We start from the raw sequence: 25,319 nt of genomic DNA, 5'->3' as shown, positions 1-25,319 counted from the left end.
CGCGCCCTGGTTGTGGCAGGGTTGTAAGAACGTTTACACATCGGGATTGGATCGAGGACGATGGGGTCGGTACGAGCGGGAGCCGGGACTGGTGGCGCTGAGCGGGCGGGGTCGCAGGACCGCTATCTGCGGTCGCAACGTCACATCTTGCTGGACATGCATATCCCCGACTGGGATGAGCGCTTCCTGACGCGATTCGATCCCGCAAGCTTCGTGGCGGGGTGCGCGTCCGCGGGAGTGGACGCGGTTATGGTGTACTGCAACTCCCACGTCGGTCTCTGCTACTGGCCGACAGTGAGCGGGCAGATGCACGCGGGTTTGCGTGGGCGGGACATCGTCGCAGATCAGGTGAGCCTCCTCCGCGAGCGTGGCATCGCCGCCTGTGCGTATTACAGCGGGCCCGTGTTCAACGGATGGGCATATCGAGAACATCCTGAGTGGCGCATTGAGCCTTCGAGTCGGGGCGGCATGGCGGGGCCCGGAAGCCGGTACGGCGTCGTATGCCCGAACAACCCCCAGGCGATGGAGTTCATGCTGCGACAGGTCGACGAGCTCGCGGGTGCCTACGAGTTCGATGCATTCTTCTTCGACATGGTGTTCTGGACGAGCGTGTGCGTCTGCGAGAGTTGCCGGGCGCGGTACCGGGCCGAGTGGTCGGCGGAGATCCCGGAACGAGTGGACTGGTTCGGAGCCGAGTGGTGCCGGTTTCAGGCAGCACGCGAGCGGTGGCTTCTGGAGGCATTCGTCCGGCTCCGTGAGCGCGTTCGCGCCCATTGTGACATTCCTGTGTTTCTGAACGGGGGCATCATCAAGTTCGACTGGTGGGCGGGGGCCGGACACGATCTCATGCACGCCGGAGATCTCCTGGGTGGGGACTTCCATCACCAGAGCGTGCTGCCCGCGCTGCAACGGTTGACACCTTCAGTCATGCAATACATGAAGGCGGTGTCCGCATACGGTGGCGGGGCCAGCCTTCTCATGCCGGTGCAGGAGCAGAAGGCACACGCCCTGGCAGCGACGGCCGTCGGAGGCCAGTTCATGGCGATCGACGCTGTAGCTCCAGACGGCAGCGTGAGCGCCCCGGTCTACGAGCGCCTCGCCGAGGTGTTCGCCGCTATGGAGCCGTACCGTGAGTTCCTCGGTGTCGGCGACATGATCGCGGAGGTCGGCGTCTATGCAAGCCAGGCCGCCGCTGTGGACTTCGCCGACAATGGCCTGCCACTCGATAAGCTGGCTGGCAGCTTCCGGATGTCGGGCCAACCCTCGCCACACTCCGCAGCCGTCGAAGGCACGGTGCGCGCCCTCAAGTCCGCGCACATCCCGTTCACTGTGCTGAGCCGGGCTGATCTCGGACGACTCGCCGACATCCCTGTCGTGGTACTCCCTAACGTCCTCCGCATGGACGAGGAAGAGATTGATGCATTTCGCCGCTATGTTGCGGAAGGCGGCCGGCTGTACGCGAGCGGCAACAGCTCCCGAGTCACGACGCGCGGGACCCGGCATCCCGACTTTCTGCTCGCCGACGTGTTCGGCTGTCGATTCGGGGACGAGCATACTGCGTCCGTTACCTACCTCAAGCCGAACACCGCAGAATTGGCGGCCTCGATCGCCCCGGTCGCATACGTTGCCCACGGTGAGCCGGACGTGAACCAGGCTGGGTTCGACCGGTCCGTTACGGCACTACGGGTAACAGCCGCAGAGGGTACGAGGATTCTCGCTACGGTCAGCCTGCCCTACGGCGATGGCCGTGGCAACCGCGATGACGAGCGCTGGGCCAGTATTCACAACTCGCCTCCGTGGACAGACACGACCGAGCCGGCAGTCCTTGCGAACCGATTCGGCGCTGGGTTGTCTGTCTACAGCGCGATGGACATCGAGGCGACGGCAGAGGGCTCCCTGAGCGCGGCTCCGCAGCTATTTGTGGCGCTCGTGCGCAGCCTTCTCGGCCGTGAACCTCGGGTAGCCGCAGATGCGCCGCCGTCAGTCTGGCTCACGGCGTTCCATGACCACGAGGTGTCCCGGGTCCGAGTTTGCGTGCTCAACCACCCTTCGCGATTTCCTGCGCTACCGGTGCCGCAGGTCTCGCTGCGAGTGAGCCCTCCCGCTCACGCCCGCTTCCGTGACCTGCATGCGATCGGTTCTGAGCGCATCGTGCCATTCGAGATCGATGCCGACGGCGTGCTCCACACGACAATCGAGGACCTTGAGGTTTTCGAGATGCTCGCTGCCACGTACGAGATCGGTTCGTCCGCGACCGATGAACTTGCCAGCGAGTCAGGAGCCCTTGGCCAGCCAGATGACTCGGTCGTAAGCTGAGGTCTGAAGCGCTATTCAGAACGGGCTTATCCCCAGGTTCGGTAGATCTCCGTCCGGCGACGGTGCGTAGGAGGTCGGGGAAGTCGGTGAGGCGTCCGCGCCAGCCGGTGTCGAGGATTTTCCAGTTGGCCAGGTGCGCGATGGCGCGTTCGACACCGGCGCGGGTGCTGTTGATCGCTTGGTTGCAGGCGCGTCGCACGCCGCCGAGCTCGGCGCCGCGGGGTTTGCGGTGTCCGGTGATCGCGTCGGTGCCCAGATAGCCGAGGTCGGCGACCATATCTGGGCCGCCGGGTCGTAGGTGATGGAACACGGTCGAGTGGAGCTAGCCGTTCATATGTGCCCGGTCATCTGAGCCGCCGCCGTGAGCCCTTGCGCGAGTAATTGGAGCGACGCTGCTCTGGTCTGTGGAGGTCAGGCGGGGTCGACGTTCATCGCGTTATCAGGGTTCTCTGGACCGAAGTGCTTGAGTATGACCAGCGGTTGGGTCTCGCTTTCATTTGCAATCCGGACCCCGGTGAGTGCCGCCGACTCGGACACGAAGAACTCGTCCTGAGTAGGGGCTCCGAATCGGACCACGGTTGGTGTCTCCAGCGGCCAGACCCCGAAGCGGCCCCGGCCAGCTATCGCGATGGCACCATATGCGGCCGGGTCCGTCACGACGACACTGCGTCCGGGCTGCACGACCAGGCGCTTCGCACTGAAGGCCGAGGAGCGGTAGACGATCCACTCCTCGCGGTACCCGTCGCCTTCAGAAGCTGGCAGTGGGCGCATGAAGCGGTTCTGGGCGAAGAACGGATCGGTGTTGCGGTCCCAGTCGAGCAGGTCGATGATGTAGTCGACGTTTCCACGCTCAGCCGGAGGGACGTCCTTCCAGAGCAGATCGGCCGAAATCGTCCTCGAACTCGTCCAGCACTCGCACATGGCGAAGACGTCCGATGCCGCTTGTGGCTCGTACGTGAGAACGCTTGCGGGCGCGTGCAGCACGCCCGGTGGAATGTCCCACCCCGTACCCAGCTCGATACGGTATGCCTGCGAAAGCTCGGTGACGCGGTTGTCACCCACGGTACTGAAGGTCCGTAGCCGATCGGCCAACTCCTGGCGCGTCGTGCCAGGGCGCAGTCCGAAGTAGCTGACCGGCGTGAGTCCCAGGTGGTTGTTCAGCTCCGGTGGAAAGTAGTATGCCTCCGGTTTGCCGCGCCTGCCGACACGGGCCGCAGCCTCGTCGTCGTGATGAACATGGAACGGCAGCGGCCCAGCGTTGTCAAAGAACTTGCTGTAGACCGTCCATCCCCCGTCCCGGTTCCACAGCCGCGCCCCAATGAGCGTGCCGCCGAGGTTGTCGACGACCGTGTCGAACGGAATGTGCCGCCCGTCCGTCCCGAGTACGAGGCTGACGCCCTCGTACTCTCCCGTAGCCGGGCCGTTGTCGGCTCTTGTGGACGAGCTCAACCATCGCTCATCGATGCCTCCCCGTTCTCCGCCGTAGGCGAAATAGTCGTCGGGATGCAGGCGCAGGCGGCGACCCGGCACGCAGAAGGAGCGGGGCACCCAGGTCGGCATCATTCGCAAGACGCCCTCGCCCTCCTCCAGCGCCGCCTCCGCAGCGCTATCGCTCGTTGTCACGACGTTTTTTTCGGTCACGAGACCTCCCCTATGATCAGCAGTAAGAACGGTTTCACTCTCTGACCCACACACCTGACGACCGATGACACGGTGCCTTGACTACCAGCAGGCCGGTGTGCATGATGCATGTAATAACGATTACATCGGCGTGTCAAGGATGTTGCGGTACTCGAGCGAAGGTTGACCCTGGCGTCGACGGCGGGCCTCAGCTCACCCTCGATGCTCGTCGCTGCAGCGCGGGTTCCACTCGGGCCGTTGCTGAGCCGGGACGACTCACGCGGGCCACGCGTGCTCGCCGGGAGCGTGACGGCTTACCCGGACTTGATATTCAGGAGGTTCGATCATATGGCGGGTCTTCCCGATCCCCCGACTCGCGACCTGAAGTCCCGCTTGCCGATGCGGAGGTGGGTGCGCGGCGCAGCCGTTCTCGCCACAGCGGCTCTGTCGCTGTCGGCGTGCACGTCCGTTGACCGCGCTGACGAGGGGGTACGTTCTCTGCGGATCGGGTGGTTAAGCCCGCCCGTCAGCCTTGACCCGGCGCAGGCGTCCGGCAATCTCGTGTATGCGCAGATCGCGTACGAGCCACTCATCTACGTCGGAGCGAGCGGCGACCCGGCGCCTGGGCTAGCGGCGTCCTGGAAGTTCCTCGGCGCGGGGAACTTACAGTTCGAGCTACGGCTCCGTGACGGTGTTGTGTTCGGCGACGGCTCGGAGCTGACGGCTGACCTCGTCAAGGCGAACCTCGAACGGACGCGCGAGTTGGGCGGGCAGCCCGCCACGCAGCTTCGGGCGATCGAATCGATAGAGACCGTCGATTCCCTGACGGTACGGCTCTCATTGTCCGAGCCGACCCCGCTGCTCCCGCGAGTGTTGGGTGAGCTGCCCGGCTACATGGTCGGTCGAACTGCCTTGGACGACCCCTCGATCCTGGCCACGCAGACCGTCGGTGCGGGCCAGTACAAGCTGGATCCGGCAGAGACCGTGAGCGACGATCACTACACGTACGTCCCCAACCCCGACTATTGGGATCCCGCACGCATCGTCTGGGAGAAGATCGTCGTACGCGTCCTGCCCGACTCCAACACGGCACTGTCGGCGTTGCAGACCGGACAGGTCGACTTCATTCAGTCACAGGACCCGAACCTCATCATCACGGCCGAGGAGGCCGGCTTGAAGGCGACGAGCATCCCAGCCGTCTTCCTCGGTCTGGCCCTGGCGGACCGTAACGGCGAGGTGGCCCCTGCCCTGGCCGATGTGCGGGTGAGGCAGGCATTGAACTATGCCGTCGACCGGGAGAGCATCGCACGCGGCATCTACGGCGAGCATGGCGCAGCCACCGAGCAGATCGTCGGACCCGGCCAGTCCGGGTACAACGAGGAGAAGCGGTACCCATATGACCCCGAGCGAGCGCGTGAGCTGCTGGCCGAAGCCGGCTACCCTGACGGCTTCTCGCTGGCTGTGGTCTCCGTTTCGACGACCGATGCGGTCGTCCAAGCGGTGGCCGACAACCTGCGCGAGATCGGGGTCGACGTCGCGATCACCGCCGCGGGTTCGGGCGACCAGTATCTTGAGCAGATGCGCAGCCGGCGCTTCCCCGCGTACGGAATCGGCTACGGCTTCCAGGAACTGCAGCGGACAGGTCCTAATCTGTTCCTGCCTGGAGCCACGCAGTTCAATCCCTTCGGCAGCTCCGACGAGGAGGTAGCGCGTCTATTCCGCGAGGCGGCCGCCGCCGATCCACAGGCCCGGGAAGCACTGGAGCGCCGGCTGGTCGCTCGCATTGTCGAGCTTGGCTGGTTCGTGCCGGTGACGGTGCGACCGTTGGTGTTTCTCTCCTCCGAGTCGATCGAAGGGATCCAGGTCTCCGGAGGACGGCTCAACCCCAACCCGGTCGAGTTCCGGCCAGCCGAATAGCAAGGGCATCCAATCACCCTGCGTCGGTGTGGCCCTCGACCCGGTGCCTTCGCGGTCCCGCGAACGAGGCCAGGCCGATGCAGCTGGGCAGAAGGCATACTCATGCTAAGACTCATCCTCCGGCGGGTGCTCCTGTCGGTCCCTCTGATCTTCGCGGTGTCGATCCTGACCTTCGTGCTTCAGGAGCTCGCGCCCGGCGATACAGCGCAGACGATCCTCGGTGACAACTACACCGAAGAGTCGTACGACTATCTCAGGCACCGTCTCGGTTTGGACCAGCCGATGCACGAGCGGTACCTCGACTGGTTGGCGGGAGCACTCCGCGGCGACCTCGGCGTGTCCGCCATCAGCGGCCTCGATGTTGGGCACCAGATCGCGGCGCGGATGGGCGTGACCGTCTCGCTCGCGGTGGCGGCAACTACTGTATCCGCCATCGTAGGCGTCGCATTGGGCGTCGTAAGCGCGGTGCGAGGTGGACTGCTCGGCCGTGCCGTTGACGTGCTGTCGCTGATCGGCTTCGCGACTCCCGCCTTCTGGCTCGGGCTCGTGCTCGTGTCAGTCTTTGCGGTCGAGTGGCGGATCCTGCCGGCCACAGGGTACGTCCCGCTGACGACGTCAGTCGGAGGTTGGCTCGCGAGCCTCGTCCTCCCAGTGGCCGCGTTGACGTCGAGCGCGGTCGCGACCATCGCCAAGCAGACGCGTGACGGGATGCTGTCCGCGCTGTCGCGAGACTTCGTGCACACGCTGCGGGCAAACGGCGCTACTGAGGCGTCGATCATCTTCCGCCACGCCTTGCGGAATGCGGCTATTCCGGTCGTCACGGTCATTGGGCTGCTGTTTGTCGGGCTGATGACCGGAGTGGTCGTGATCGAGGTGACGTTCGGTATGCCGGGCCTGGGTTCGTTGGCGCTGACGGCCATCACACGACACGATCTGCCGATGGTCCAGGGGATCGTGATCGCATTCACGTTGATTGTTGTTGTCGGCAATCTGCTCGTTGACCTGACGTACGGCTGGCTCAATCCTAAGGCGAGAGTGTCGTGACCATCTCGAGTCTTCCCCCTTCGAACGAACCGCCCGCGCCTGAGCGAGGGGCCCGATCGCTCCCGCGGCGTACCATGATCCACGGGTTCGTACGCCGGCCGCTAGCGGTGTTCGCGCTGGCGTACCTGGGGTTCCTAAGCTTCGCGGCGGCCAGCGCATCCTGGCTCGCCCCGTACGACGCGCTCAAGACCGATATGAACAACGTGCTCTCCGGGCCCAGCCGCGAGCACCTCCTGGGAACTGATGCGCTCGGGCGAGACGTGTTGTCCCGCCTTATGCTGGGCGGCCAGGTCAGTCTCACCGGCGTCGTCCTAGCCGTCGCGACGTTCTTGCTTCTGGGGGTTACTGCGGGCTTGATCGCTGGCTTCGCGGGAGGCTGGACGGATCGAGCGGTGTCTTGGGTCGTGGACCTGGTGATCGCGCTGCCCGGCATGGTCGTGTTGCTCGTTGTCCTCGCGATCTACGGGGCCAACAACACGGTCGCCATGATCACGGTCGGGATCCTGTCTTTCCCGAGCATCGCCCGTGTTGTCCGAGCCGCGACGCTCGCCGTACGCAACGAGCTGTATGTGTCGGCGGCGCGAGTCGCTGGGCTGCCGAGCTGGCGCATCGTGCTCGGTCAGATACTGCCGCGCGTGACTGGCCCGGTGCTGGTGCAGGCCTCGCTCGCCGCGGGGGCCGCACTGCTGACCCAGGCGGGGCTGAGTTTCCTCGGGCTGATCGCGCAACCGCCGACGCCCACCTGGGGCGGCATGATTTCGGAGGCATCCCAGGTCATCGCTCGTCAGTCGTGGCTGCTCATCCCTCCAGGTGTGGTGGTGGGTTGCGCGATCCTCGCCTTCGCGCTGATCGGAGACGCGATCCGCGACGTCGGGGAGGAGCGGGAGCGCCCGCTCTCGGGCGGAGCCCGTCGGCGGGGCATGCGTGCCTCCACGCCGTCCCGTCATGTGTACACCACCCCGGTGTCCCTGCCCGCCGATTCGCTCCTGTCAGTGCGCGGCTTGACGGTCACGCTGCCTGGCACTGCGGGCCCAGTTCGGATCATCGAGGATGTGGCATTCGACGTCGGGTCGGGAGAAACCATCGGGCTGGTCGGCGAGTCGGGCTGCGGCAAGAGCATGACCGGACGAGCTGTCCTGGGGCTATTGCCAGAGGGCGGACAGATCTCCTCGGGCATCGTCGTCTTCGACAGAATCGACCTCACGGGCTACTCCTCACGAGCGTGGCGCGACGTGCGCGGCTCTCGAATCGCACTCGTGTCCCAAGAACCAGTCGGTAGCCTGGATCCCGTCTTTCCTGTCGGCAGGCAGGTCGAGGAACTCGTGCGTCGGCACCACGGCGGAACTAGCCGGGTCGTACGGGCCCGGTCGCTCGAACTCCTGGCGAGCGTGCGATTGCCCGATCCCACGTCCGTCGCCCGCCGCTATCCGCATGAACTCTCCGGAGGTATGGCACAGCGAGTGTCGATCGCGATGGCATTGTCGGGAGATCCTGACCTTCTCATCGCCGATGAGCCCACGACCGCGCTCGATGTCACGGTGCAAGCCGAAATCCTCGATCTCTTGCGCGACCTGCAACGTGACCGTGGGATGGCGGTCGTGCTGGTCAGCCATGACTGGGAAGTGATCGCACGCATGTGCGAGCGCGTCTACGTCATGTACGCGGGCCAGGTGGTTGAGTCGGGTACCGTCGCGCAGCTCACCGACGCTCCGCGGCACCCGTATACGGCCGGCCTGCTCGCCTGCAGGCCAGGTCGCACCGCGCCCCGGGCTCCTCTGCCAACGATTCCCGGCAGCGTCCCCGACCCGGAGAGTTGGCCGACGGGATGTCGCTTTGCCGCCCGCTGCCCACTCTCCGGCCCGGAATGCACGGCCCGATCAATCGAGATGTTCCCCGCTGGACCAGGGCAGCGATCACGATGCCTGCACCATGCCGCCGTCAGTAAGGAGCCCGTCTATGGACGCCTCGAGACTGCTTGAGGTCGAGGAACTGGGCGTCACTTTCAGGGCCGGTCACCGCGGTCGAGATGTGCAGGCCGTCGATGGCGTCACCTTCGATGTCAACCCAGCGGAGACCCTCGGGATCGTCGGTGAGTCCGGGTCCGGCAAGTCCACGGTCGGCAACGCCATTCTCGGTCTCGTGACGCCGAGCAAGGGCCGCATCCTCTTCCGGGGCGAGGACGTCACCCGGACGCCGCGCCGCCGTCGGCGAACTCTGGCCAGCCAGATCCAGGTTGTCTTCCAGAGCCCCTACGGCTCGCTGAACCCCTCGCGTACGATTGGCCAAACCCTCGGCGAGCCGCTCAGAGTGCATGAACGCCTGTCTGGCCGCGATCTCACAAGCAGAGTCACGGCCGCACTCGAACAGGTCGGTCTTCACACCGACACCGCAACCCGATACCCATCCCAGTTCTCCGGCGGACAACGCCAGCGCATCGCCATCGCCCGGGCACTGATCCTCAAACCCAGCCTCGTCATCTGCGATGAGCCCACCAGCGCTCTCGACCTGTCTGTCCAGGCACAGGTGCTGAACCTGCTCATCAGCCTCCAGGACCGTCTCGGCCTGGCGTACTTGTTCATCTCCCACGACATTGACGTCGTGCGGCATGTTTCCCATCGGATCGCGGTAATGCGATCTGGACGCATCGTCGAGACCGGACCTGCCGCTGCCCTTACTCGGGCGCCCCAGCACCCGTACACGCGAACGCTACTCAACGCTGCCCCAAACAATCGACATCCATCCGACTAGCGGGGACGCGCGGGCTCGAAGAGCAAAGCACACTTTCTTGAACTAGTGTAAGAACGATTACATGCGCGCCGGCTGGTGCTTGGCGCTGACCCAGGGAGGGATGACGAGTCGTGGCGGTCATCGACGCTGTTCATGACGTAGCTGTATTTGGCACCGGGCATGCTGGGTACGCCGCCGCTCTAGCACTCGCCCACGCGGGCCGGGCGGTGCTCCTCGTCGGGGAGCGGGGCGATCTCGTTTGGGAGTCCGGTCGTGGCCTGTTTCCGGTCAGCGGCGAGTGCGACGAGCCGGAGTGGCGCTCGCTGGCGAGCGAGGTCACGGTCCGCGGCGGGGGCGCCGACGGCTGGCTTGACGGTGCGATCACAGAGGTGGTCGCGACAGATCGGATCATGCGGGCAGGCGTCGCTGTCCTTTACTACGCCCGGCCTGTCGGGGTGGAGATCGACCACGGGTTAGTCACGGCTGTTGTCGTCGCCACGCGAGCTGGTCTCCGCCGGGTCCGCGCCCGGCAATGGATCGACGCGACAGAGACGGGCTCGCTCGTCATGCGGGTCGATCTCGCCGCCTCGCCGCGTCAGCCGGTATCGAGGTTCGCCACGATGGCACTTCAGCATCCGGCCTGGGACACGGCTGGCGACGGACTACAGCGGACAACGTGGCCGACCGAACGTCTCCTCACGGTCGAAGTTCCGGAGAGCCCTGTTGCCATGCGGGATCGGCTCCTCTCGGCGTTGGTCGATCTCGAGGAACGATCAGGCGATGCCACGGCGCACATGTCACTTAGCCACTGGAGCATAGAACCGGTCGCGCGCTTCTCGGCCGGCGGCCCCGATGTGTGCGGACCGGAGAACCTCGTGAACGCATCCGCGTCCTTCGTCACCACCGAAATCTCGACTCTGGCCGACCGTCACATGCTCGGTGTGCGAGCAGCGGCCCAATGTCTCGCCGGTGCGCGAGCAGATGGCATTCCCGACCGGTCGACCGTCCCCGCGTCGATACCGACCGCCGACCGCCTCATCCGCAGTGACGTCTGCATCGCTGGCGCGGGCACCGGTGGCGCGATGGCGGCTATCGCGGCCGCACGTGCGGGGGCGCAGGTCGTCGCCGTGGAGGCTCAGTCCTTCATCGGCGGTATCGGAACGGGAGGCGGGATCCACGGCTATTGGTTCGGAGTGTCCGGCGGTCTTCAGAAAAGCCTGGACGCCCGGACCAGGGCCCTGATGAAAGAACTACGTGGGGGGCCGTTCGGCGACGGCCCGTTCAACCCATGGGCCAAGCTGGTCGTCCTCGAGAGGTGGTTCGCGGAAGAAAACGTTGACGCCTATCTGGACGCAATTCTGTTCGGTGTGGAGCGCTCCGACGATCGACTCGTCGCCGCCCTCATCGCGGACGTGGATGGCATCACTCGCATCGAAGCAGGATCATTCGTCGACGGAACAGGCGATGGAGACCTCTGCGCACTCGCCGGCGCGGAGTTCACCCTCGGTCGACCAGCCGACGGCATGCTGCACGCATATTCGCAGTCCTCCGGCCGCCTCGCCGACGACAGAGGGCGCCCCCGGATGGCGATGGTCAACTTCGACGCCGGCTTCTGCGATCCAACGGATCCCGAGGACGTCAGCCGCGCTCGTCTCGCCGGTATCCGCCAATATCTGGTCGATCGGTACGACAACCTGAGCCGTCCCACCTATGTCGCACCCATGCTCGGCGTGCGACAGGGGCGCCAGGTGATCACCGAACGGATGCTGACCCTCGATGACCTCATCAGCCGCGTCAGCTGCGACGACCCCATCGGCTACATCGGATCGCACTACGACAGCCACGCTAGCGACTACGAGTTCGAGAGCGACGAAGCCGTGTTCTGGTGCTGGCTGAACCGCCAACATGCGCTGCCCATGGCATGCGAGGTGAGCTATCGAACGATCGTGCCCCGTGGCCTGACCAATGTGTGGATCGCGTCACGATGCCTGGGAGCCACACAGGACATGCAGTACGTCGCGCGCATGCAAAGAGACATGCAACGGATCGGAGAGGCAGCCGGCTACGCCGCGGCCGAATCAGCCCGGCAAGGTCGCGCCGCCCTGGAGATCGACTACGCCGCGATCCGCGCACACCTCGAGGCTTCCGGCGCTATGGGACGCGCGGCCCAGCCGAGCCTGGCATTCGGCGCCTACCCCTTCGGCGGCAGCCCGATGACAACAACGGATGCGACCGCGGACAATCTGACGCTCCGCACCGCGCTCGAATCCCTCGACCGGACAGAGCCCGGCGAGCCACTCTGGTGGCTCTACCGCCACGAGTCGCTCGCCCACGAAGCGGTGCTCGCGCGTTTGGACGATGAGCGACCCTTCGTGAGCTGGCTCGCCGCAGGCATCGCCGCCATGTGGGGCGAGCCCGCCGCAGAGCCACGCCTAATCGCGGCGATCAATTCCCTTGAATACGGTTATGGGCGAGGCTACGAATGGACCCTCCGGCGGCCGGGATCGCAGCCGGCTCGCCCGATACCAGAGCACTGGTCCGCCGTCGCACCGAACTGGCTCTGCGCACTGGCTCTTCTGCGGCGCTGCGGAACCCAGGCGTCGCTCACGCCCATTGAACGTTTACTGGATCTCCCGACACATGGAATCAACACCCTGACGACAGTGGCGCTCACTCTGGAGCGTCTCGTCACCCGACATCAGGTCGACGACGACGAGAGCCGAAAGCGTGTCCTCGCGCTACTGGACCGGCTGGCCCACGTAGAAAGGACCGGATACTGGGACCTGCCAGGACGCCCGACCGGGCGCACGAGCGAGCTTGCGGTCCGCGGGCAGTCTGAGGATGACCAGCCCGGATTCCTGACCTGGGCGGAGGGCACCGCATACCACGCCCAGCTGCGGAACGCATTCCAAGACAACACCTGGCAGCTGGACCTCTCGATCGCCCGAGCATCAGTGGCGCTTGGCCTCAGACCACACGGGCTCATAGAACGCTATCAAAAGGACGGCCGCGCGATCGTCCGCCGCGCCTTCAGCAGCCTCCACGCCGACGTACCGCCCTTCAGCCTTGATCATTCGCCGGTCTGGCGGTCTTAACAAGGGGTCATCGGTTCAAATCCGGCCGTCCCGACAGCGAGAGGGTTTCCGCGTCAAAGACTTGCGGGAGCCTCCCGGGCATCGCGAGGCTTCAACCTCGTCGGCGAGTATGCCGCGTTGGAACCCTTGACTCGGCGGTCTAGTGACTCGATGTCCTGCCGTATTTGCCCTGTATTGTCCAGCTACACCGTAGCCGACGGCGTTGTCTCGCTCGTTGTCTGGACTCCTTGACGGAGGGCTATCTCCGGACAAATAGGCGCCTCTGTGTCTACGTGCTTGCGCTCGATGCCTTCCCTGCCCGGAGCCGGGAGGTCGCGCGAGCATCGGAATCCTGCTGCGGCACCAGCGGCTTGCTGGCCCTCATGATCGGATGAGGCCGGTAGGATCCGACACGTGGTGGTCAGGTATGAGCCGATGAGCTTGGCAAGCGCTCGGCCAGCACCTGTCAGCGACCGCAGATGAGCGGGTGCTGTGGAAGTTGGTGTGGGAGTTCCTTGAGGAGTATCGCTGGGAGCCGGCTGATACCCCAGGTCAACCTCCTCCAGGCTGAGCCGCCACCCGTGGGAGACGAGCGGTGGGATGCCCTGCTCGCCGCGTTGGCCGAGCACCTGTGCGCTCAGCATGATCTCGCTCCACCGGAGTGGACGGAGCCGCGGGTGTTAAGGCGGGCCTGGTTTCCCGCCGAGCTCGCCATCCAGCGCGCCGACGCGCTGGTCCGAGCACCGGCGGCGTTCCGTAAGCATGGCGTTTATTTGTCCGCGCATGATCTGAAGGCGGCATGACGGATGCCGATGGGGTCCTCATGGGCCGCGCAGATCTGGAGCGCGCCTTCACCGCTCTGGGTGAACGGCTGGCCCGTCGTCGCGTCGTTGCGGACCTGTTCGTCGTGGACGGCGCCGCGATGGCGCTCGCCTATGACGCGGGCCGCGTCACGCGGGACGTCGATGCCATGTTCGTTCCGCACGGTGTCGTGTTGGAGGAGTCGCGAGCCGTTGCGGAGGGAGCTTGGGCTGCCGCTGTGGTGGCTCAACGAACAGGCTAGCGTCTATGTCTCTGGCAAGGACGACCCGGGAAGGCGGCGCGTTTTTCGATCACCCGAACTTGAGGATCATGGCCGCCTCGCCCGAACACATCTTCGCGATGAAGGCGCTGGCCGCGCGTACCCGTGACATCGACGATCTGCGCAGCCTCGGCGTGCTCGCCGACGTCCACACCGTTGATGACGCGCTGCGTATCTGTCGGGACTTCTACCCCGACGAGGAGGTCTCATCGCGGGCCAGGGGGTTCTCGAAGAGCTGTTCGGGTAGCGCTCCTGCGTGATGCTGGCGCCTGACTTCGCACCGTGCATCACTGGCTTCAACGTGCCGCCGCCGGCCCACTCGCCGGGCCGGGACAGCGTTCGTGTCTCCTGCCGGCGGAGACGCGGATCGCGGGAGGCAAACGGCGGGCATCAGCGTCCGGAGAGAGATATCACAACCCCTCCCAGTGCGGGAGGGGTTGATGGCCCTGTTACTGCCACGTACGACCTCGCTTTCGCGAGTACGCGCTTGGGGCACTGCGGTTGCCGACCACGACGCCGACAAGGACGTACCGGTCGACGTCGCTGCTCGCGGGGCGGTGACGGGTGACCCAGGCGCACTCGGAGAGGTGGCGGACGCCGGTCGGGTGCGGCGTTAGATCAAGGACGAGCAAGATGCCGAGCGCGGCGCTGGTTCCGGAGTAGTCGGCGGCCCGGGTAGGAACCAGTCGCGCCGCCCTTGCCGCCGGACCGCCCGTTGCTCCAGCCAGCGGGGCGCCGGATTCGGCTGCCCAGGCAGAGCGGCAGGTCGGCGCCGGCCAGCGCGCGATGTTGCAAGACTGTCACGCCTTGCCGCTCCACCCAGCCCGTCGCCTCGGCGGTCGTGTGTTTGCGCTGGTCGAGGTTGGTGATGAACTCCTCCAGGTAGGCCACCGTCGCTCGCTTGACCTCGTGGAACGTGGCCAGATCCTCGTCGCGCAGCAGCCGGGCCAGCTGACCGTTGAACGCGATGGTGTTGGTGCGCAGCGCCTGACGGTGGCCTTCCAGCTCGCTCAGCGCGGCGTAGATCCGGCGGTTGTCCGAGGCCGAGTCGCCGGTCAGCCGGTACAGCTCGTCGAGCCGGTCGGCGATGGGGTCGAGCCTGCCGTCCGCAGCGCGCCGGTGGCAGAGAGCAGATGGAGTCCGTGCTGTACACCCCTCGAACGCGGCTTCACCCTTTCGGGTTAACGAGTACTGCAGGTTCTTGCGCTCGTACTCGTCCGCCGAGGAAGTACTGGGCGCTGTGGTTTCGCGCCCGGTCGAGCAGGCCGTAGCCGACTAGGGTAGTGAGCCGGTCGGCCAACTCCGCGTCGCTCACCGGGTCACACCAGCCGACCTCAGGCAGGCCGGCGAGCACCTCGTCGAAGGTGAGCGCGGTGGCGAGTCGCTCGTTGACCACGCTTAGCAGGTGCATGATCGCGGTGTTGAGGTCCGCCCGCTCGGTGGTCGTGAAGGCCAACATGTCCGCTGGCACATGGCGGAAGACTGACTCGATGCGCACCCGCGCATGCTGCCATGCCGGTGCGACACCCTCTGGGCCGTTGCCGGCGCGCGCAGGCTCTTCGCAGCGCCGCGATGGGGGAGCCCTGGCGGCAGCCTGGTCTTGTCACCGACCCGCAGATCGGGCTGGTTGGTAGGCTCGGACCCATGACCCAGCCCGTGCTCGCCTACCGATGGAGCCAGAGCGAGTTCGTGCGCGCATCGGAAGCGGGAGCCTTCGACCACCGGGTGGAGCTCGTTGAAGGAGAGATCTGGCCAGTGGTGATCGGTTCGTGGCACGGTGACACGGTCGGCCAGCTTCTGGCGCTGCTGCCCCGGTCCGGCGTACGAGTGACGACCGCGACGCTGCCGACGGGGGAGTCGCTTCCCGACCCTGACTGCTGGGTGCGTCGGGCGGACGCGGATCCGATTGGATCGATCGGGTCAAGGCTGTCGGTCTGGGACGCTTCCGACGTGCTGCTCGTGGTCGAGGTCGCCGACGAGACCATGATCCAGGATCTCAACGTCAAGGCTAAGCTTTACGGTCAGGCCGGTTACCCGGTCTACTGGGTGGTTACGCAGGAGGCAATCTACGAGCACTCCGGGCCCATTTCGACGGGGTACCGGACGCGGGTCGAATACCTCCATGGGGAGCGCATTACTGTCCCGTACGCTGCTGCGGACCTTGCCATCGACGATCTGATCGCTCCGCGCTCCGCGTGAGGCTTCCGGTGACCTGGGCAGCGTGCGTGAGCATGCCGCTGACCCAGGGGACTACTGGGGGTCAAGGGGTCGTCGGTTCAAATCCGGCTGTCCCGACAAGATAGGCCCTGACCAGCGGAAACGCGGTCAGGGCTTTTGTCCTTGTCTATGGAGTTCTGAATCGTCCCCCGAAAACCCCCCGAAAACCAGAGTCGGCGGCCGGATTCCGCATCGATGCAAGCTGTTCCTCTGACACCCGTGCCCTGTGCCGAACGGGCGACCACGCCGATAGCCCGCACATCGCGTGGGACGTGGACATCGCCGGGCTCGGCGGAGGTGACCTGCAGCTACGAGGGCAGTGTCGAGCTGCCCCTGGGCTGGGTCGCGTGAGCGAGCAGAGGTTCTCCGTGGCACACCTGCTCGATCGTGCCACGGACGTACGGTGACATCATGATCGTCCGTGAGTCGTCCTATGCGTGACCAGCACGGCCGCAGTTCGAGCGGCCACGGGCCACCGGCCGGCGAGCCGCGATCTGACGATGCCCTGAGCCTCGACAACCCGTACGAGAACGTAACGGGCCATCCGGAGGCGAGGGGGACGTTACCGATGGCCCGATACCTACTCGACCTGGCAATCGAGGACGAGATCCAGGCGTTGGCGGCGCAAGCGCCGCCGATGACCGAAGACCAGCGCGTCAGGTTGGCCCGGCTCCTACGCTTGGACCGGCCCCGACACAGTGCCGATCCAGTTACTTGACACGGGCCTCTGAGACGATCTCTGCTGGGGAGTGAAACTGGCTCCCCGAGTTTGGTGGGGGACGGGTTCTCGCCGCCATGAGCTTGTTGGTCTGGTGTTGAGGGGGTGCCTGTCTGATCGCCGCCTCCCGCCGCTTGCGCAAACTCTGTGATGCTGTCGACACCTCGTCATCCCTTGCCGCGCAGGTCCACCTTCACGCCGGCGCCGGTATCACCGGCCTGCGCCAGCAGGCGGGCGGCGACCGCGAGGTCGGCGGCCGCGAACCCGACGCTCTTGAACACCGCGACGCCTTCGCCCCGCGCGCGTGGATGCTCTACCAGGTCTCCTAGGTCGAGCACGGACGACTCGGCGATGAGCCCGTCCGCGATCGGCAGCGAGATGTCACCGGCGCCGTGGATGCCCGTTGGCTTGGTGTCGACGGCCACCACACCGGCACGCGCCACTGTCGCGGCCTCGATCTCGCGGTCGTGTGGCTCGTGCGTGCCGACTCCGCAGACCAGCGCGGTGCCGTCCACCCATTCGTCTCGGATAACCGGCTGTGTCGCGGTGGTGGCCGCCACCACGACGTTGGCTTCGCGGACGGTGGCTTCGGCCGACGACTCGGCTTCGACCCGCACGTCGGCCAGGGCGGGTTCGGCGGCCAGCGCGGCAGCGAAACCGGTGCGGCGGGCCGGCGTGCGGCTGTGTACCCGGATCCGGCTCAGCGCTGGGAGCACGGCGGCCAGCGCGAGCACTTGCGTGCGTGCCTGCAAGCCGGTGCCTATGACGCCGACCGTGGTGGCGTCGGGCGGGGCGAGGTGCCGGGCGGCCACCGCGGTCATCGCCCCCGTGCGAACGTCGGTGATGGCGTCCGCGTCGAGCAGCGCCTCGCGGCCGGTGGCGGCGTCCACGACCATCATCAGCGCGGTGGTCCGCACCGGCGCGCCTGGCGGCTCCACGCGCGACCACATCTTCACGCCGAAGAGGCTCTCGTCCTGTAGCACCGCCGGCATGGCCAGCACCTCACCGGACGGTTCCCGCACGTGCAGGTGGGTGCGGGGCGGCAGATCCACCCGCCCGTACCGATAGGCGAGGACCGCCGCCTCGACCGCCTCGATCGCCAGCTCCATCGTGAGCAAGGCGTCGATGTCGTTTCGTCCTAGTATCAGCATTCGGTTGTCACCACAGGGTCTGTCCACCATCGACGGTCAGGGAGGCGCCAACGAGGAAGTCGGCTTCGGCGCCGGTGAAGAGCAGGACCGCCTCGGCCACGTCGCTCGGACGGCCGAGGCGTCCGGCCGGGATGCGGGCGATGCGTTCACGTTGGAACTCGGGATCGGAAAGGTAGGCACGGTTGAGGTCGGTGAGGACCGTGCCGGGTGCGATGCTGTTGACCGCGATGCCGTGCGGCGCCAACTCCAGCGCGAGCATCCGGGTCAGCATCAACACGCCGCCTTTGGCTGTGGCGTAGGCGCCGTTGCCGGGAAACGCCTGCGCCTGCCGAGTGGATGAGATGTTGACGATGCGGCCGTAGCGGCGCGTCACCATGTGCCGGGCCACCCGCTGCGCGACGAGGAAGTACCCCTTGAGGTTGGTGTCCAGCACAGCGTCCCAGTCGTCCTCGCAAAGGTCGAGCAGGGGCGTGGTGTTCATCATTCCGGCGTTGTTGACCAGGATGTCGAGCTGGCCGAACCGGGTCAGAGTCGCGTCCACGAACCGGTCGACGTCGACGGCGCGGCGCACATCCCCCGCGACGTGCAGGACGTCCGCGCCGGCGTTGGTGAGGCTTCGCACGAGCTCGGTTGGCGGCTCGGCGGCCCAGGTGTGCGCGGCGATCGCGGCGCCCTCGCGGGCCAGCGCCGCGCATATCGCCGAGCCGAGGCCCCCGTCGGCGCCGGTGACCAGTGCTGCCCGTCCGGCCAGCTTCATGGCTGGCTCCGCAGCAGCCGTCCGTGTCCGGTCACCGCATCGGGTAGGCCGAGCATGCGCCGGCTCCACCACAGGATGCTCTGGTTGCAGGTCACCACCGGCTTGCCCAGCTCGGCTTCGAGCCGCTCGACTACGTCGAGCGTGCGCAGGTTGGTCGCGCTGACCAGCACGCCATCGGCCATGGTGAGATCCAGCCCGCGCGCCAACTCGTAGACCACTGTGGACGGCTGACGGTTGGTCTCGTACCACACACGCGGGTCGTCGCTGGATCCGGCGAAGTCGCGGTGCACACGGGATGCGACCTTCAGGCCGTGCGCGGCGAGCATGTGCTCCAACTGGACGCCGGAAGCGGGTCGGTACGGGGTGACCAGGCCGATTGTGGACAGTCCAAGATGGCGCACCGCGGCGAGCATCGCCGTGGTCGCGGTGGTGACCGGGATGCCGCTAATCTCTTGCAGCGCGGCGGCGAGCCCGGCGTTGCCCCGCATGCCGGGCTCGAAGCTCGTCTCGGCGCACGCGTAGACCGCCGCGTCCAGCCCAAGCTCGCCGAAGCTGCCGGCCAAGTCGACCGCCTGGGCGCGCATCCGGGACGGCTCGGTCTCGGTGATGCGGTACGCGTGGAAGCTCATGCCAGCCACACCGACCGAGTAGAGCTCCGGCTCGATCACGGCGTTGTCGGCCGGCACCACGAGACCGACCCGGGCCACGGTCCTGGTCATCGGGTGAGCCCAGCGCGGTCGAGGTATCCGTCGAGGGACCACTTGTCGAAGCCGGGGATGCGCGGTCGTTCGTACATCAGCCGCTCCTGGCCCAGCGGCGCGGTCGCGTCGACGCCCATCTTCGCGCTGGCGCGTGGGTGCGGTGCCGACGGATCCAGGGTGGGGCTGTAGAGGTCGGGCACGATCACGACGTCTCGGTCCGGCTGCATCCGCGTGTTGACCGCCCACTCGACGTCGACCGGGTCCTCCACGTCGATGTCGGCGTCCACGACGGTGACGAGCTTGGCGCCCAGCGGGGCGGCGAGCAGGGCGAGCATGACGTTGCGTGGCTCGCTCGGGTGACGCTTGGTCATCGAGACCACGATGTGGTGGCGTGCGGTGCCGCCCGGCGTCACGTGGACCCGGTGGATCTCCGGGGTGATCCGCAGTGCCTCGCGGTAGGCCATCGCCGTCGCGCTCGGCTGCATCATCCAGTGGTTCTCGGTCATGGGTACGCCGGTCAGCGTGTTCTGGTACAGCGCACCGCGCCGGCTCGTGATCGCCGTGACCTGCATGACCGGCGCCGGTTTGGCGGCGCTGTACGTGCCGGGGTACTCACCGAACGGGCCGTCGGGTTCCAGCCTTCCGGGGACGGTGCGCCCCTCGACGACGATCTCGGCGGTCGCCGGCACCATGACGTCGACGGTGACGCCACGCACCAGCTCGACCGGTTCGTCGCGCAGCCCGCCGGCGACCTCGTACTCGTCCACGCCGTACGGCACCCGTGCCTGTGAGGCGATCTGCGTGGCTGGCTCGGCGCCGATCACCACCGCGATGTCCGCGCCGCGGCCCTGCTCGTGGGTGCGGTCGATGATGGTGCGCAGGTGCCGGCCGGGCGGGGCGAAGACGGTCAGCTCGCGGGCGCCCAACGGCAGCATCCGGTGGATGGAGACGTTGTGCGTGCCTGTGCCAGGGTCGCGCGCGACCTGGAGCCCGGCGGTCACGTACGGTCCGGCGTCCAGCTCGTAGTGGTGCAGGATCGGCAGCGTGCGCACGTCTACGTCCGCGCCCTGGCGTACCACTTCCTGGCACGGCGCCGGCCCGGTGGCGGTCACCGGCTCGAGGCGGCGCGCCTCAAGCTCGGCGAAGTGACGCAGAAGGTACGGGTAGTCGTGGCCGAGCGCCCGGGCGACGCGCCGGCTGGCCCCGAACAGCCCGCTCACGCACCCGTACTCGCTGCCTTTCATCTGGGTGAACAGCAGGGCCGGACCCTCGACGTCGGAGCTGCGGCGGGTCAGCGCGACCGCCTCGTACCGCGGATCGATGGGTTCGTCGATGCGCAGCAGGTCGCGGTCGGCCTCGAGGGCGGCGAGAAAGGTCCGTAGGTCAGGCCAAGGCATGGGTCGTGTCTTTCCTGCGTCGTGGGGTGTGTCGGAAGGGCTCGCGGTGGGCCGGTGCCGGCCTCAGAGGTGATAGACCTTGGACGTGAGGTACTCCTCCAGCCCGAACCGCCCACGTTCGCGGCCGTAGCCGGACTGCTTACGCCCGCCGAACGGGGCCGACGGATTGATCCGGGCACCGTTGACGATCACGGACCCGGTCCGGAGCTTGGCGCCGATCCGCCGAGCGCGTTGGGGCTCACCCCACACCGCGGCGGTCAGGCCGTAGCGGGTGCCGTTGGCCACGGCGACCGCTTCCCGCTCGCTGTCGACAGGAATGATCGACAGTACCGGGCCGAAGATCTCCTCCTGCGCGATCGTCATCTGCGGCCGGACGGCGGAGAAGACGGTAGCGGGAAGGTAGAACCCGGCCGGTGGAAGGTCCGTCTCCACGCCGCCGACGAGCAGGTCGGCGCCTTCGGCGATGCCCGCGGCGATGTGCTGGCGCACCCGCGCGCGCTGCTCGGCGGAGATGAGTGGGCCGAGCTTGGTCCGCGGCGACAGCGGGTCACCGGGGACGTAGGGGGCCGCCGCCTCGAGCACGGCCGACTCGGCCTCGGCCAGCCGGTCCCGGGGGACCACCAGCCGCGTCATCGCGGCACAGGTTTGCCCCGCGTTGCCGAAACAGCTCGCCGCCGCGTGCTGTGCCGCGGCGGTGAGGTCGCCGCCGTCGACCACGATCGAGGCGCCCTTCCCGCCAAGCTCCAGCGCGACCTTGGTGACCGATCCCGCGGCCAGCGCGGCGATGCGCTGCCCGGCGCGCACCGAGCCGGTGAACGACACCATGTCCAGATCGGGATGCCCGGCCAGCGCCTCGCCGGCCACGGCACCCACACCCGGCACGAGGTTGAAGACCCCCGGGGGTACGCCCGCCTCGTCGATCACCTCGGCCATCGTGAACGCGCTGAGCGGAGCCAGCTCGCTCGGCTTGAGCACGACCGCGCAGCCGGCGGCCAGGGCCGGAGCGACCTTGAGCGCGGCCTGGTAGAGCGGGTAGTTCCAAGGCGTGATCAGGCCGGCCACGCCGATCGGCTCGGCGGTGACCAGCGCGCTGCCGAGCGGCTCCGGCGCGGTCACCTGCCCGATAAGGTCGGCGGCGTCGTCGAACACCTGGACCGCGGCGGCGAACTGCATCACCTCGGCGAGCCCACGCGGCGTGCCGACCTCGCGGATGAGCAGGTCCAACAGCCAGTCCGACCGAGCCCGAAGCGCGGCGGCCACGGCGCGGAGCAGGTCGGCCCGTTCCCCGACCGGCGTACCCGCCCACGGCTCCTGCGCGCGGACGGCGGCAGCCACCGCCCGGTCGACATCCGTCGCGTCGCCGTCGAGCACTTCGCCGATGGGCAGCTCGGTGGCCGGGTCGATGACGATCCGGCGGTCCTGCCCGGATGGCGTCACCCACTTGCCGTCGATGTAGAGAGTGTCGTACTCGATCACAGCGTCTTCCCGTCTATCCGAGCAGGTGCCAGGCGTCGGGCATCTCGCCGACCGGTACCTCGATGAGGGTGGGCTCGTCTGCTGCGATGGCCTTGCGCAGCGCGTCGGCCAGCGCATCCGGACCCTCCACCCTGGACGCGGCCAGGCCGAACGCGCCAGCCAACGCCACGAAGTCCGGGTTGACCAGATCGGTGCCCAGGTACCGTTCGGCGAACTGGTCCCGCTGGGTGCGTCGCACGTTCCCGTACGCCGAGTCGTTGAACACCACGCTGACCACGCCGATGCCGTACTTGCGGGCCGTAGCCAGCTCCTGCAGGCACCAGCCGAACCCGCCGTCGCCGTTGAGCGAGACCACAGCCCGGCCGGGGTTGGCCACCTTCGCTCCGAGCGCGGTGGGCAACCCGTAGCCGAGCGTCCCCTGGTACCCGGGGGTGATGTTGGTGCGCGGCAGGTGGAAGGGAAAGGCGACCCGGACCAGGTACGAGACCTGGGTCAGCTCGCTGACCAGGATGCCGTCGTCGGGCAGCGCGGACCGGATCGCCCGCAGGAAGCCGTATTGCGGCTCGACCTCCCGGACCTGGTCGTCGGCCCAGCCACGGGCGCGGGTGACGGCGGCGGCGAGCGCATCCCGGTCGCGGCCGGACCGGTCCGGGCCGGTCGCACCCAATGCCGCGTGCAGCGCCGCGAGGGTGAGCTTGGCATCGCCGTGGAGGGCCACACGCGGGGCGCGGGGCGGGCCCATGCTCGCCGGGTCGGCGTCGATCTGGATGACCGCCGCCCCGGCCGCCACGGGCAGCGGCTTACCGCCAAACCCCATGAACCGGCTGCCCACAGCGAGCACCACGTCGGCATCCGGCATCAGCTGGCGGCCGGCGAGCTTAGAGGCGGCGAGCGGGTGCCGGTCCGGCAGCGAGCCGAGGCCGGTGCGGCTCATCACGACCGGTGCCGGAACGGCTTCGGCGACCGCGCGCAACTCCTCGCCGGCGTTGGCGTTCTGCACACCCCAGCCGGTGTAAATCACCGGCCGTTCGGCCCGCGCGAGCAGGCCGGCCGCCCGCCGGACCAGAGCCGGATCCGGTACGACCCGCGGATCGTCGGGCTCCGGCACGGTAACCAGCTCGATGTCGTCGCTGGCCCCGAGCACGTCCGGCGGAATCTCCAGCGCCACCGGGCGCGGCCGGCCGCCACGCAGCTGGCGGAACGCCTCGTGGACCAGCGCGGGAATGTCGGCCGGCCGGCGCGCCAGCCGGTGCCACTTGGTCACCGAACCCAGCAAGTCGGACTGGCCGGGAATCTCGTGAAGGATCCCGTACCCGCGGCCGATCATGTCGGACGGGATCTGGCCGCTGATGCACAGCACCGGCGACGAGCAGGAGTACGCCGTGGCGAGCGCGGCCATGGCATTGAGCAGCCCCGGGCCGGGGACCACCATGCAGACACCGACCTCGCCGGAACTGCGGGCGTATCCGTCCGCCATGTACGCCGCGCCCTGCTCGTGCCGGGTCATGACGTACCGGATCTCACCGAACCTGGCAAGCGCGTCAGTCGCGTGGTCCAGCTGCACACCCGGCACCCCGAAAATGGTGGTCACACCTTCGAGCCGTAGCTGCCGGACGAGCGCGTCGCCTCCGGTCATCCTCATGCCGGCACCTCCGTCGCGCGACCCATCTGGGCGACGAGGTGTTCGCGCACGTACGGCGGGGCGCTGCCCGGGTCCACCGGCGGGCGGGTGTCGGGGTCAAGCAGCGGTGGCATGGGACCGGCCTGCGCGACCCGCTCCTGGAACTCGGCGGCGGCTTCGGCCAGCACCTCGGGGCTTGTCAGCAGCTCCACTGTGGTCAACGCGATGGCTTTGGCCGCGGTGTGCACGGTCTGGTGCGCGACCGGTGTCCCGGAGAACAGGCCCTGTGCCCAGTTGGGTAGGCCGGACGCGGCGATGCCGTACGCGACGTAGATCCGGGCCGTCGGCGCGTGCCAGCAGAACTCGGTGACGTCGTCGGCCCCACCGGCGAACTCCCGGGTGATACGGGACTGCGGCGGGGTGAGCGTCTCGTCGAACGGCGGGTCGATGTCCGTGCGGCCGAGCCGCTGCAGCACCTGCGCCGCGAGGTCGCGCATCGGTGCGGGGAACGCGGGCGCACCGGCGCGCTCCAGGCCGCGGTACGCGGCTCGGGCGAGGGAGTGGTTCGGCAGCCAGGGCCGGGTGGCGGCGACGACCCGCCGGGAGTAAGTGGCACCCAGCGCGGTGGCCGCGCTGCTGGCCGCCCGGTCCAGCGCGGCGGCGACGTGGTCGATGCCCTCCCGGGTCAGCGACCGGTGCACGTACCACGCCTGGGCGTGGTTGGGCAGCGCGGTCGGGTGCTGCCCGCCGGAGGAGACCAGTTCGTTCACCGAGGCGCGGTACGCCGGCGGGATGTGTTCGCGCAGGAACTGCACGATCACGTTCATCAGGGTGAGCGCGTCCAGTGCGCTGACCCCGGTCCAGGGCTTGGAGGCGTATGTGCTGGTGCCCCCGAAGTCGTAGACCTCCGCCTGGTAGCAGCCGGGGCCGTCGTCCCACTCCACCGTGGAGTACGGGCGGGGGTGCCAGGCCACTACCGCGTCCAGGCCGTCGAAGTGACCGTCCCGGGCGAGGAAAGGCTTGCCGACGCAGAGCTTCTCGGCGGGCGTGCCGAAGACCGTGATCGAGCCGGGGAGTCCGTGCTCCGCCATCGCCTGCCGCACCGCGACCGCGGCGGCGACGCTGGCCGCGCCGATTCCGTTGTGCAGGTCCGTGAAGCCCGCCGCGATGGGGGAGACGGGAGCGGGATACGGCACCGGAAGCTGGGACTCGCCGGGCGTGGCGTCGTACTCACACATCAGCGCGATCGTCGGCGACCCGGTGCCGTATCGGGCGACGAAGGCGGTCGGCATCCCCGCGACACCGGTCTCGACGCTGAAGCCGTTGTCCGCCAGCGTTTCGCACAGCGCTTCGGCGGATCGTTGCTCGCACAGGCCCGGCTCGGCCAGCTCCCAGATGCGGTCGGACAGCGACGTGCCCAACGTCCGGTGCTCGTCCAGCCAGCCGGCAACCGTCTTCAAAGCCTCGTCCTGGCTACTCATCGTTCTCCTTGCGGTGGGGTT

Annotated in this window: 19 protein-coding genes and 1 pseudogene; 9 read left to right on the top strand and 11 right to left on the bottom strand. The window is 67.6% G+C overall.

The window, feature by feature from the left end:
* Window positions 1–156: 156 nt before the first annotated feature.
* Window positions 157–2,316 (top strand): alpha-L-fucosidase, encoded by a 2,160-nt coding sequence (locus ACFFIA_RS28845; protein WP_377256526.1) that lies wholly within the window; start codon window positions 157–159, stop codon window positions 2,314–2,316.
* Between the two features lie 142 nt (window positions 2,317–2,458).
* Here ACFFIA_RS28845 and ACFFIA_RS28840 read toward each other — a convergent pair.
* Together ACFFIA_RS28840 and ACFFIA_RS28835 are read right to left on the bottom strand one after the other, a co-directional pair.
* A pseudogene (locus ACFFIA_RS28840) lies at window positions 2,459–2,593 on the bottom strand (transposase family protein); the annotation flags it as partial.
* A gap of 134 nt (window positions 2,594–2,727) precedes the next feature.
* Window positions 2,728–3,957 carry a hypothetical protein gene (locus ACFFIA_RS28835; RefSeq protein WP_377256453.1) on the bottom strand — a complete coding sequence of 410 codons (1,230 nt, stop codon included), beginning with the start codon at window positions 3,955–3,957 and terminating at the stop codon, window positions 2,728–2,730.
* Between the two features lie 390 nt (window positions 3,958–4,347).
* On the opposite strand from ACFFIA_RS28835, the gene ACFFIA_RS28830 reads away from it, so the two are divergent.
* The 7 genes from ACFFIA_RS28830 (at window position 4,348) to ACFFIA_RS28800 (ending at window position 14,039) form a co-directional block, all read left to right on the top strand.
* Entirely contained in the window at window positions 4,348–5,853 is a 1,506-nt protein-coding gene (locus ACFFIA_RS28830; protein WP_377256451.1) for an ABC transporter substrate-binding protein, read from the top strand.
* Between the two features lie 102 nt (window positions 5,854–5,955).
* Complete coding sequence (locus ACFFIA_RS28825; protein WP_377256448.1) at window positions 5,956–6,897, top strand: ABC transporter permease; 942 nt, start codon at window positions 5,956–5,958, stop codon at window positions 6,895–6,897.
* A gap of 74 nt (window positions 6,898–6,971) precedes the next feature.
* Window positions 6,972–8,876, top strand: a complete 1,905-nt coding sequence (locus ACFFIA_RS28820; RefSeq protein WP_377256446.1) for a dipeptide/oligopeptide/nickel ABC transporter permease/ATP-binding protein — start codon at window positions 6,972–6,974, stop codon at window positions 8,874–8,876.
* Window positions 8,854–9,645: an ATP-binding cassette domain-containing protein gene (locus tag ACFFIA_RS28815; protein WP_377256444.1), complete on the top strand. Its 792-nt coding sequence runs from the start codon at window positions 8,854–8,856 to the stop codon at window positions 9,643–9,645. Before ACFFIA_RS28820 ends, ACFFIA_RS28815 begins: the two co-directional genes overlap by 23 nt.
* A 110-nt stretch (window positions 9,646–9,755) precedes the next feature.
* Window positions 9,756–12,719 (top strand): FAD-dependent oxidoreductase, encoded by a 2,964-nt coding sequence (locus tag ACFFIA_RS28810; protein WP_377256441.1) that lies wholly within the window; start codon window positions 9,756–9,758, stop codon window positions 12,717–12,719.
* A gap of 778 nt (window positions 12,720–13,497) precedes the next feature.
* A complete protein-coding gene (locus tag ACFFIA_RS28805) occupies window positions 13,498–13,761 on the top strand; it encodes a hypothetical protein (protein WP_377256438.1) in 264 nt (87 codons plus the stop codon).
* A gap of 5 nt (window positions 13,762–13,766) precedes the next feature.
* Entirely contained in the window at window positions 13,767–14,039 is a 273-nt protein-coding gene (locus tag ACFFIA_RS28800) for a hypothetical protein (RefSeq protein WP_377256435.1), read from the top strand.
* A 358-nt stretch (window positions 14,040–14,397) separates the two neighbouring features.
* Here the strand turns inward: ACFFIA_RS28800 and ACFFIA_RS28795 are convergent, their stop codons facing one another.
* Together ACFFIA_RS28795 and ACFFIA_RS28790 are read right to left on the bottom strand one after the other, a co-directional pair.
* The gene (locus tag ACFFIA_RS28795) at window positions 14,398–14,976 is read right to left on the bottom strand and encodes a DUF2397 family protein (protein WP_377256523.1); all 579 of its coding nucleotides are present in this window, start codon (window positions 14,974–14,976) and stop codon (window positions 14,398–14,400) included.
* The gene (locus ACFFIA_RS28790; protein ID WP_377256432.1) at window positions 14,948–15,277 is read right to left on the bottom strand and encodes a DUF2397 family protein; all 330 of its coding nucleotides are present in this window, start codon (window positions 15,275–15,277) and stop codon (window positions 14,948–14,950) included. Before ACFFIA_RS28790 ends, ACFFIA_RS28795 begins: the two co-directional genes overlap by 29 nt.
* 146 nt (window positions 15,278–15,423) lie before the next feature.
* Here ACFFIA_RS28790 and ACFFIA_RS28785 point away from each other — a divergent pair, with 146 nt between their 5' ends.
* On the top strand, window positions 15,424–15,978 hold the full coding sequence (locus ACFFIA_RS28785) for a Uma2 family endonuclease (RefSeq protein WP_377256429.1): 555 nt from the start codon (window positions 15,424–15,426) through the stop codon (window positions 15,976–15,978).
* A 903-nt stretch (window positions 15,979–16,881) separates the two neighbouring features.
* On the opposite strand, the gene ACFFIA_RS28780 is transcribed toward ACFFIA_RS28785, so the two are convergent.
* From ACFFIA_RS28780 to ACFFIA_RS28750, 7 genes are all read right to left on the bottom strand, one after another.
* A complete protein-coding gene (locus tag ACFFIA_RS28780) occupies window positions 16,882–17,865 on the bottom strand; it encodes an ornithine cyclodeaminase family protein (protein ID WP_377256426.1) in 984 nt (327 codons plus the stop codon).
* Window positions 17,866–17,872: 7 nt separating this feature from the next.
* Window positions 17,873–18,622: an SDR family NAD(P)-dependent oxidoreductase gene (locus ACFFIA_RS28775; RefSeq protein ID WP_377256424.1), complete on the bottom strand. Its 750-nt coding sequence runs from the start codon at window positions 18,620–18,622 to the stop codon at window positions 17,873–17,875.
* Window positions 18,619–19,341 carry a maleate cis-trans isomerase family protein gene (locus ACFFIA_RS28770; RefSeq protein WP_377256421.1) on the bottom strand — a complete coding sequence of 241 codons (723 nt, stop codon included), beginning with the start codon at window positions 19,339–19,341 and terminating at the stop codon, window positions 18,619–18,621. Before ACFFIA_RS28770 ends, ACFFIA_RS28775 begins: the two co-directional genes overlap by 4 nt.
* A complete protein-coding gene (locus ACFFIA_RS28765) occupies window positions 19,338–20,720 on the bottom strand; it encodes a UbiD family decarboxylase (RefSeq protein ID WP_377256419.1) in 1,383 nt (460 codons plus the stop codon). The genes ACFFIA_RS28770 and ACFFIA_RS28765 overlap by 4 nt, the downstream gene beginning before the upstream one ends.
* A gap of 63 nt (window positions 20,721–20,783) precedes the next feature.
* The gene (locus ACFFIA_RS28760; protein ID WP_377256416.1) at window positions 20,784–22,196 is read right to left on the bottom strand and encodes an aldehyde dehydrogenase family protein; all 1,413 of its coding nucleotides are present in this window, start codon (window positions 22,194–22,196) and stop codon (window positions 20,784–20,786) included.
* A 13-nt stretch (window positions 22,197–22,209) separates the two neighbouring features.
* Window positions 22,210–23,838: a thiamine pyrophosphate-binding protein gene (locus ACFFIA_RS28755; protein WP_377256414.1), complete on the bottom strand. Its 1,629-nt coding sequence runs from the start codon at window positions 23,836–23,838 to the stop codon at window positions 22,210–22,212.
* Window positions 23,835–25,298, bottom strand: a complete 1,464-nt coding sequence (locus ACFFIA_RS28750) for a zinc-binding metallopeptidase family protein (RefSeq protein ID WP_377256411.1) — start codon at window positions 25,296–25,298, stop codon at window positions 23,835–23,837. The genes ACFFIA_RS28755 and ACFFIA_RS28750 overlap by 4 nt, the downstream gene beginning before the upstream one ends.
* Window positions 25,299–25,319: the final 21 nt, after the last annotated feature.

Origin of the sequence: Phytohabitans kaempferiae (assembly GCF_042433955.1) — a bacterium.
Classification (GTDB): domain Bacteria; phylum Actinomycetota; class Actinomycetes; order Mycobacteriales; family Micromonosporaceae; genus Phytohabitans; species Phytohabitans kaempferiae.
This window is presented reverse-complemented; position numbering and strand designations above follow the sequence as displayed.

Bases quoted from the DNA above. Each gene is read 5' to 3' on its own strand.
- ACFFIA_RS28845 (WP_377256526.1), top strand. From the start codon at position 157: ATGCATATCCCCGACTGGGATGAGCGCTTCCTGACGCGATTCGATCCC.
- ACFFIA_RS28825 (WP_377256448.1), top strand. From the start codon at position 5,956: ATGCTAAGACTCATCCTCCGGCGGGTGCTCCTGTCGGTCCCTCTGATC.
- ACFFIA_RS28820 (WP_377256446.1), top strand. From the start codon at position 6,972: ATGATCCACGGGTTCGTACGCCGGCCGCTAGCGGTGTTCGCGCTGGCG.
- ACFFIA_RS28815 (WP_377256444.1), top strand. From the start codon at position 8,854: ATGGACGCCTCGAGACTGCTTGAGGTCGAGGAACTGGGCGTCACTTTC.
- ACFFIA_RS28805 (WP_377256438.1), top strand. From the start codon at position 13,498: ATGACGGATGCCGATGGGGTCCTCATGGGCCGCGCAGATCTGGAGCGC.
- ACFFIA_RS28800 (WP_377256435.1), top strand. From the start codon at position 13,767: ATGTCTCTGGCAAGGACGACCCGGGAAGGCGGCGCGTTTTTCGATCAC.
- ACFFIA_RS28785 (WP_377256429.1), top strand. From the start codon at position 15,424: ATGACCCAGCCCGTGCTCGCCTACCGATGGAGCCAGAGCGAGTTCGTG.
- ACFFIA_RS28780 (WP_377256426.1), bottom strand. From the start codon at position 17,865: ATGCTGATACTAGGACGAAACGACATCGACGCCTTGCTCACGATGGAG.
- ACFFIA_RS28775 (WP_377256424.1), bottom strand. From the start codon at position 18,622: ATGAAGCTGGCCGGACGGGCAGCACTGGTCACCGGCGCCGACGGGGGC.
- ACFFIA_RS28770 (WP_377256421.1), bottom strand. From the start codon at position 19,341: ATGACCAGGACCGTGGCCCGGGTCGGTCTCGTGGTGCCGGCCGACAAC.
- ACFFIA_RS28765 (WP_377256419.1), bottom strand. From the start codon at position 20,720: ATGCCTTGGCCTGACCTACGGACCTTTCTCGCCGCCCTCGAGGCCGAC.
- ACFFIA_RS28755 (WP_377256414.1), bottom strand. From the start codon at position 23,838: ATGAGGATGACCGGAGGCGACGCGCTCGTCCGGCAGCTACGGCTCGAA.
- ACFFIA_RS28750 (WP_377256411.1), bottom strand. From the start codon at position 25,298: ATGAGTAGCCAGGACGAGGCTTTGAAGACGGTTGCCGGCTGGCTGGAC.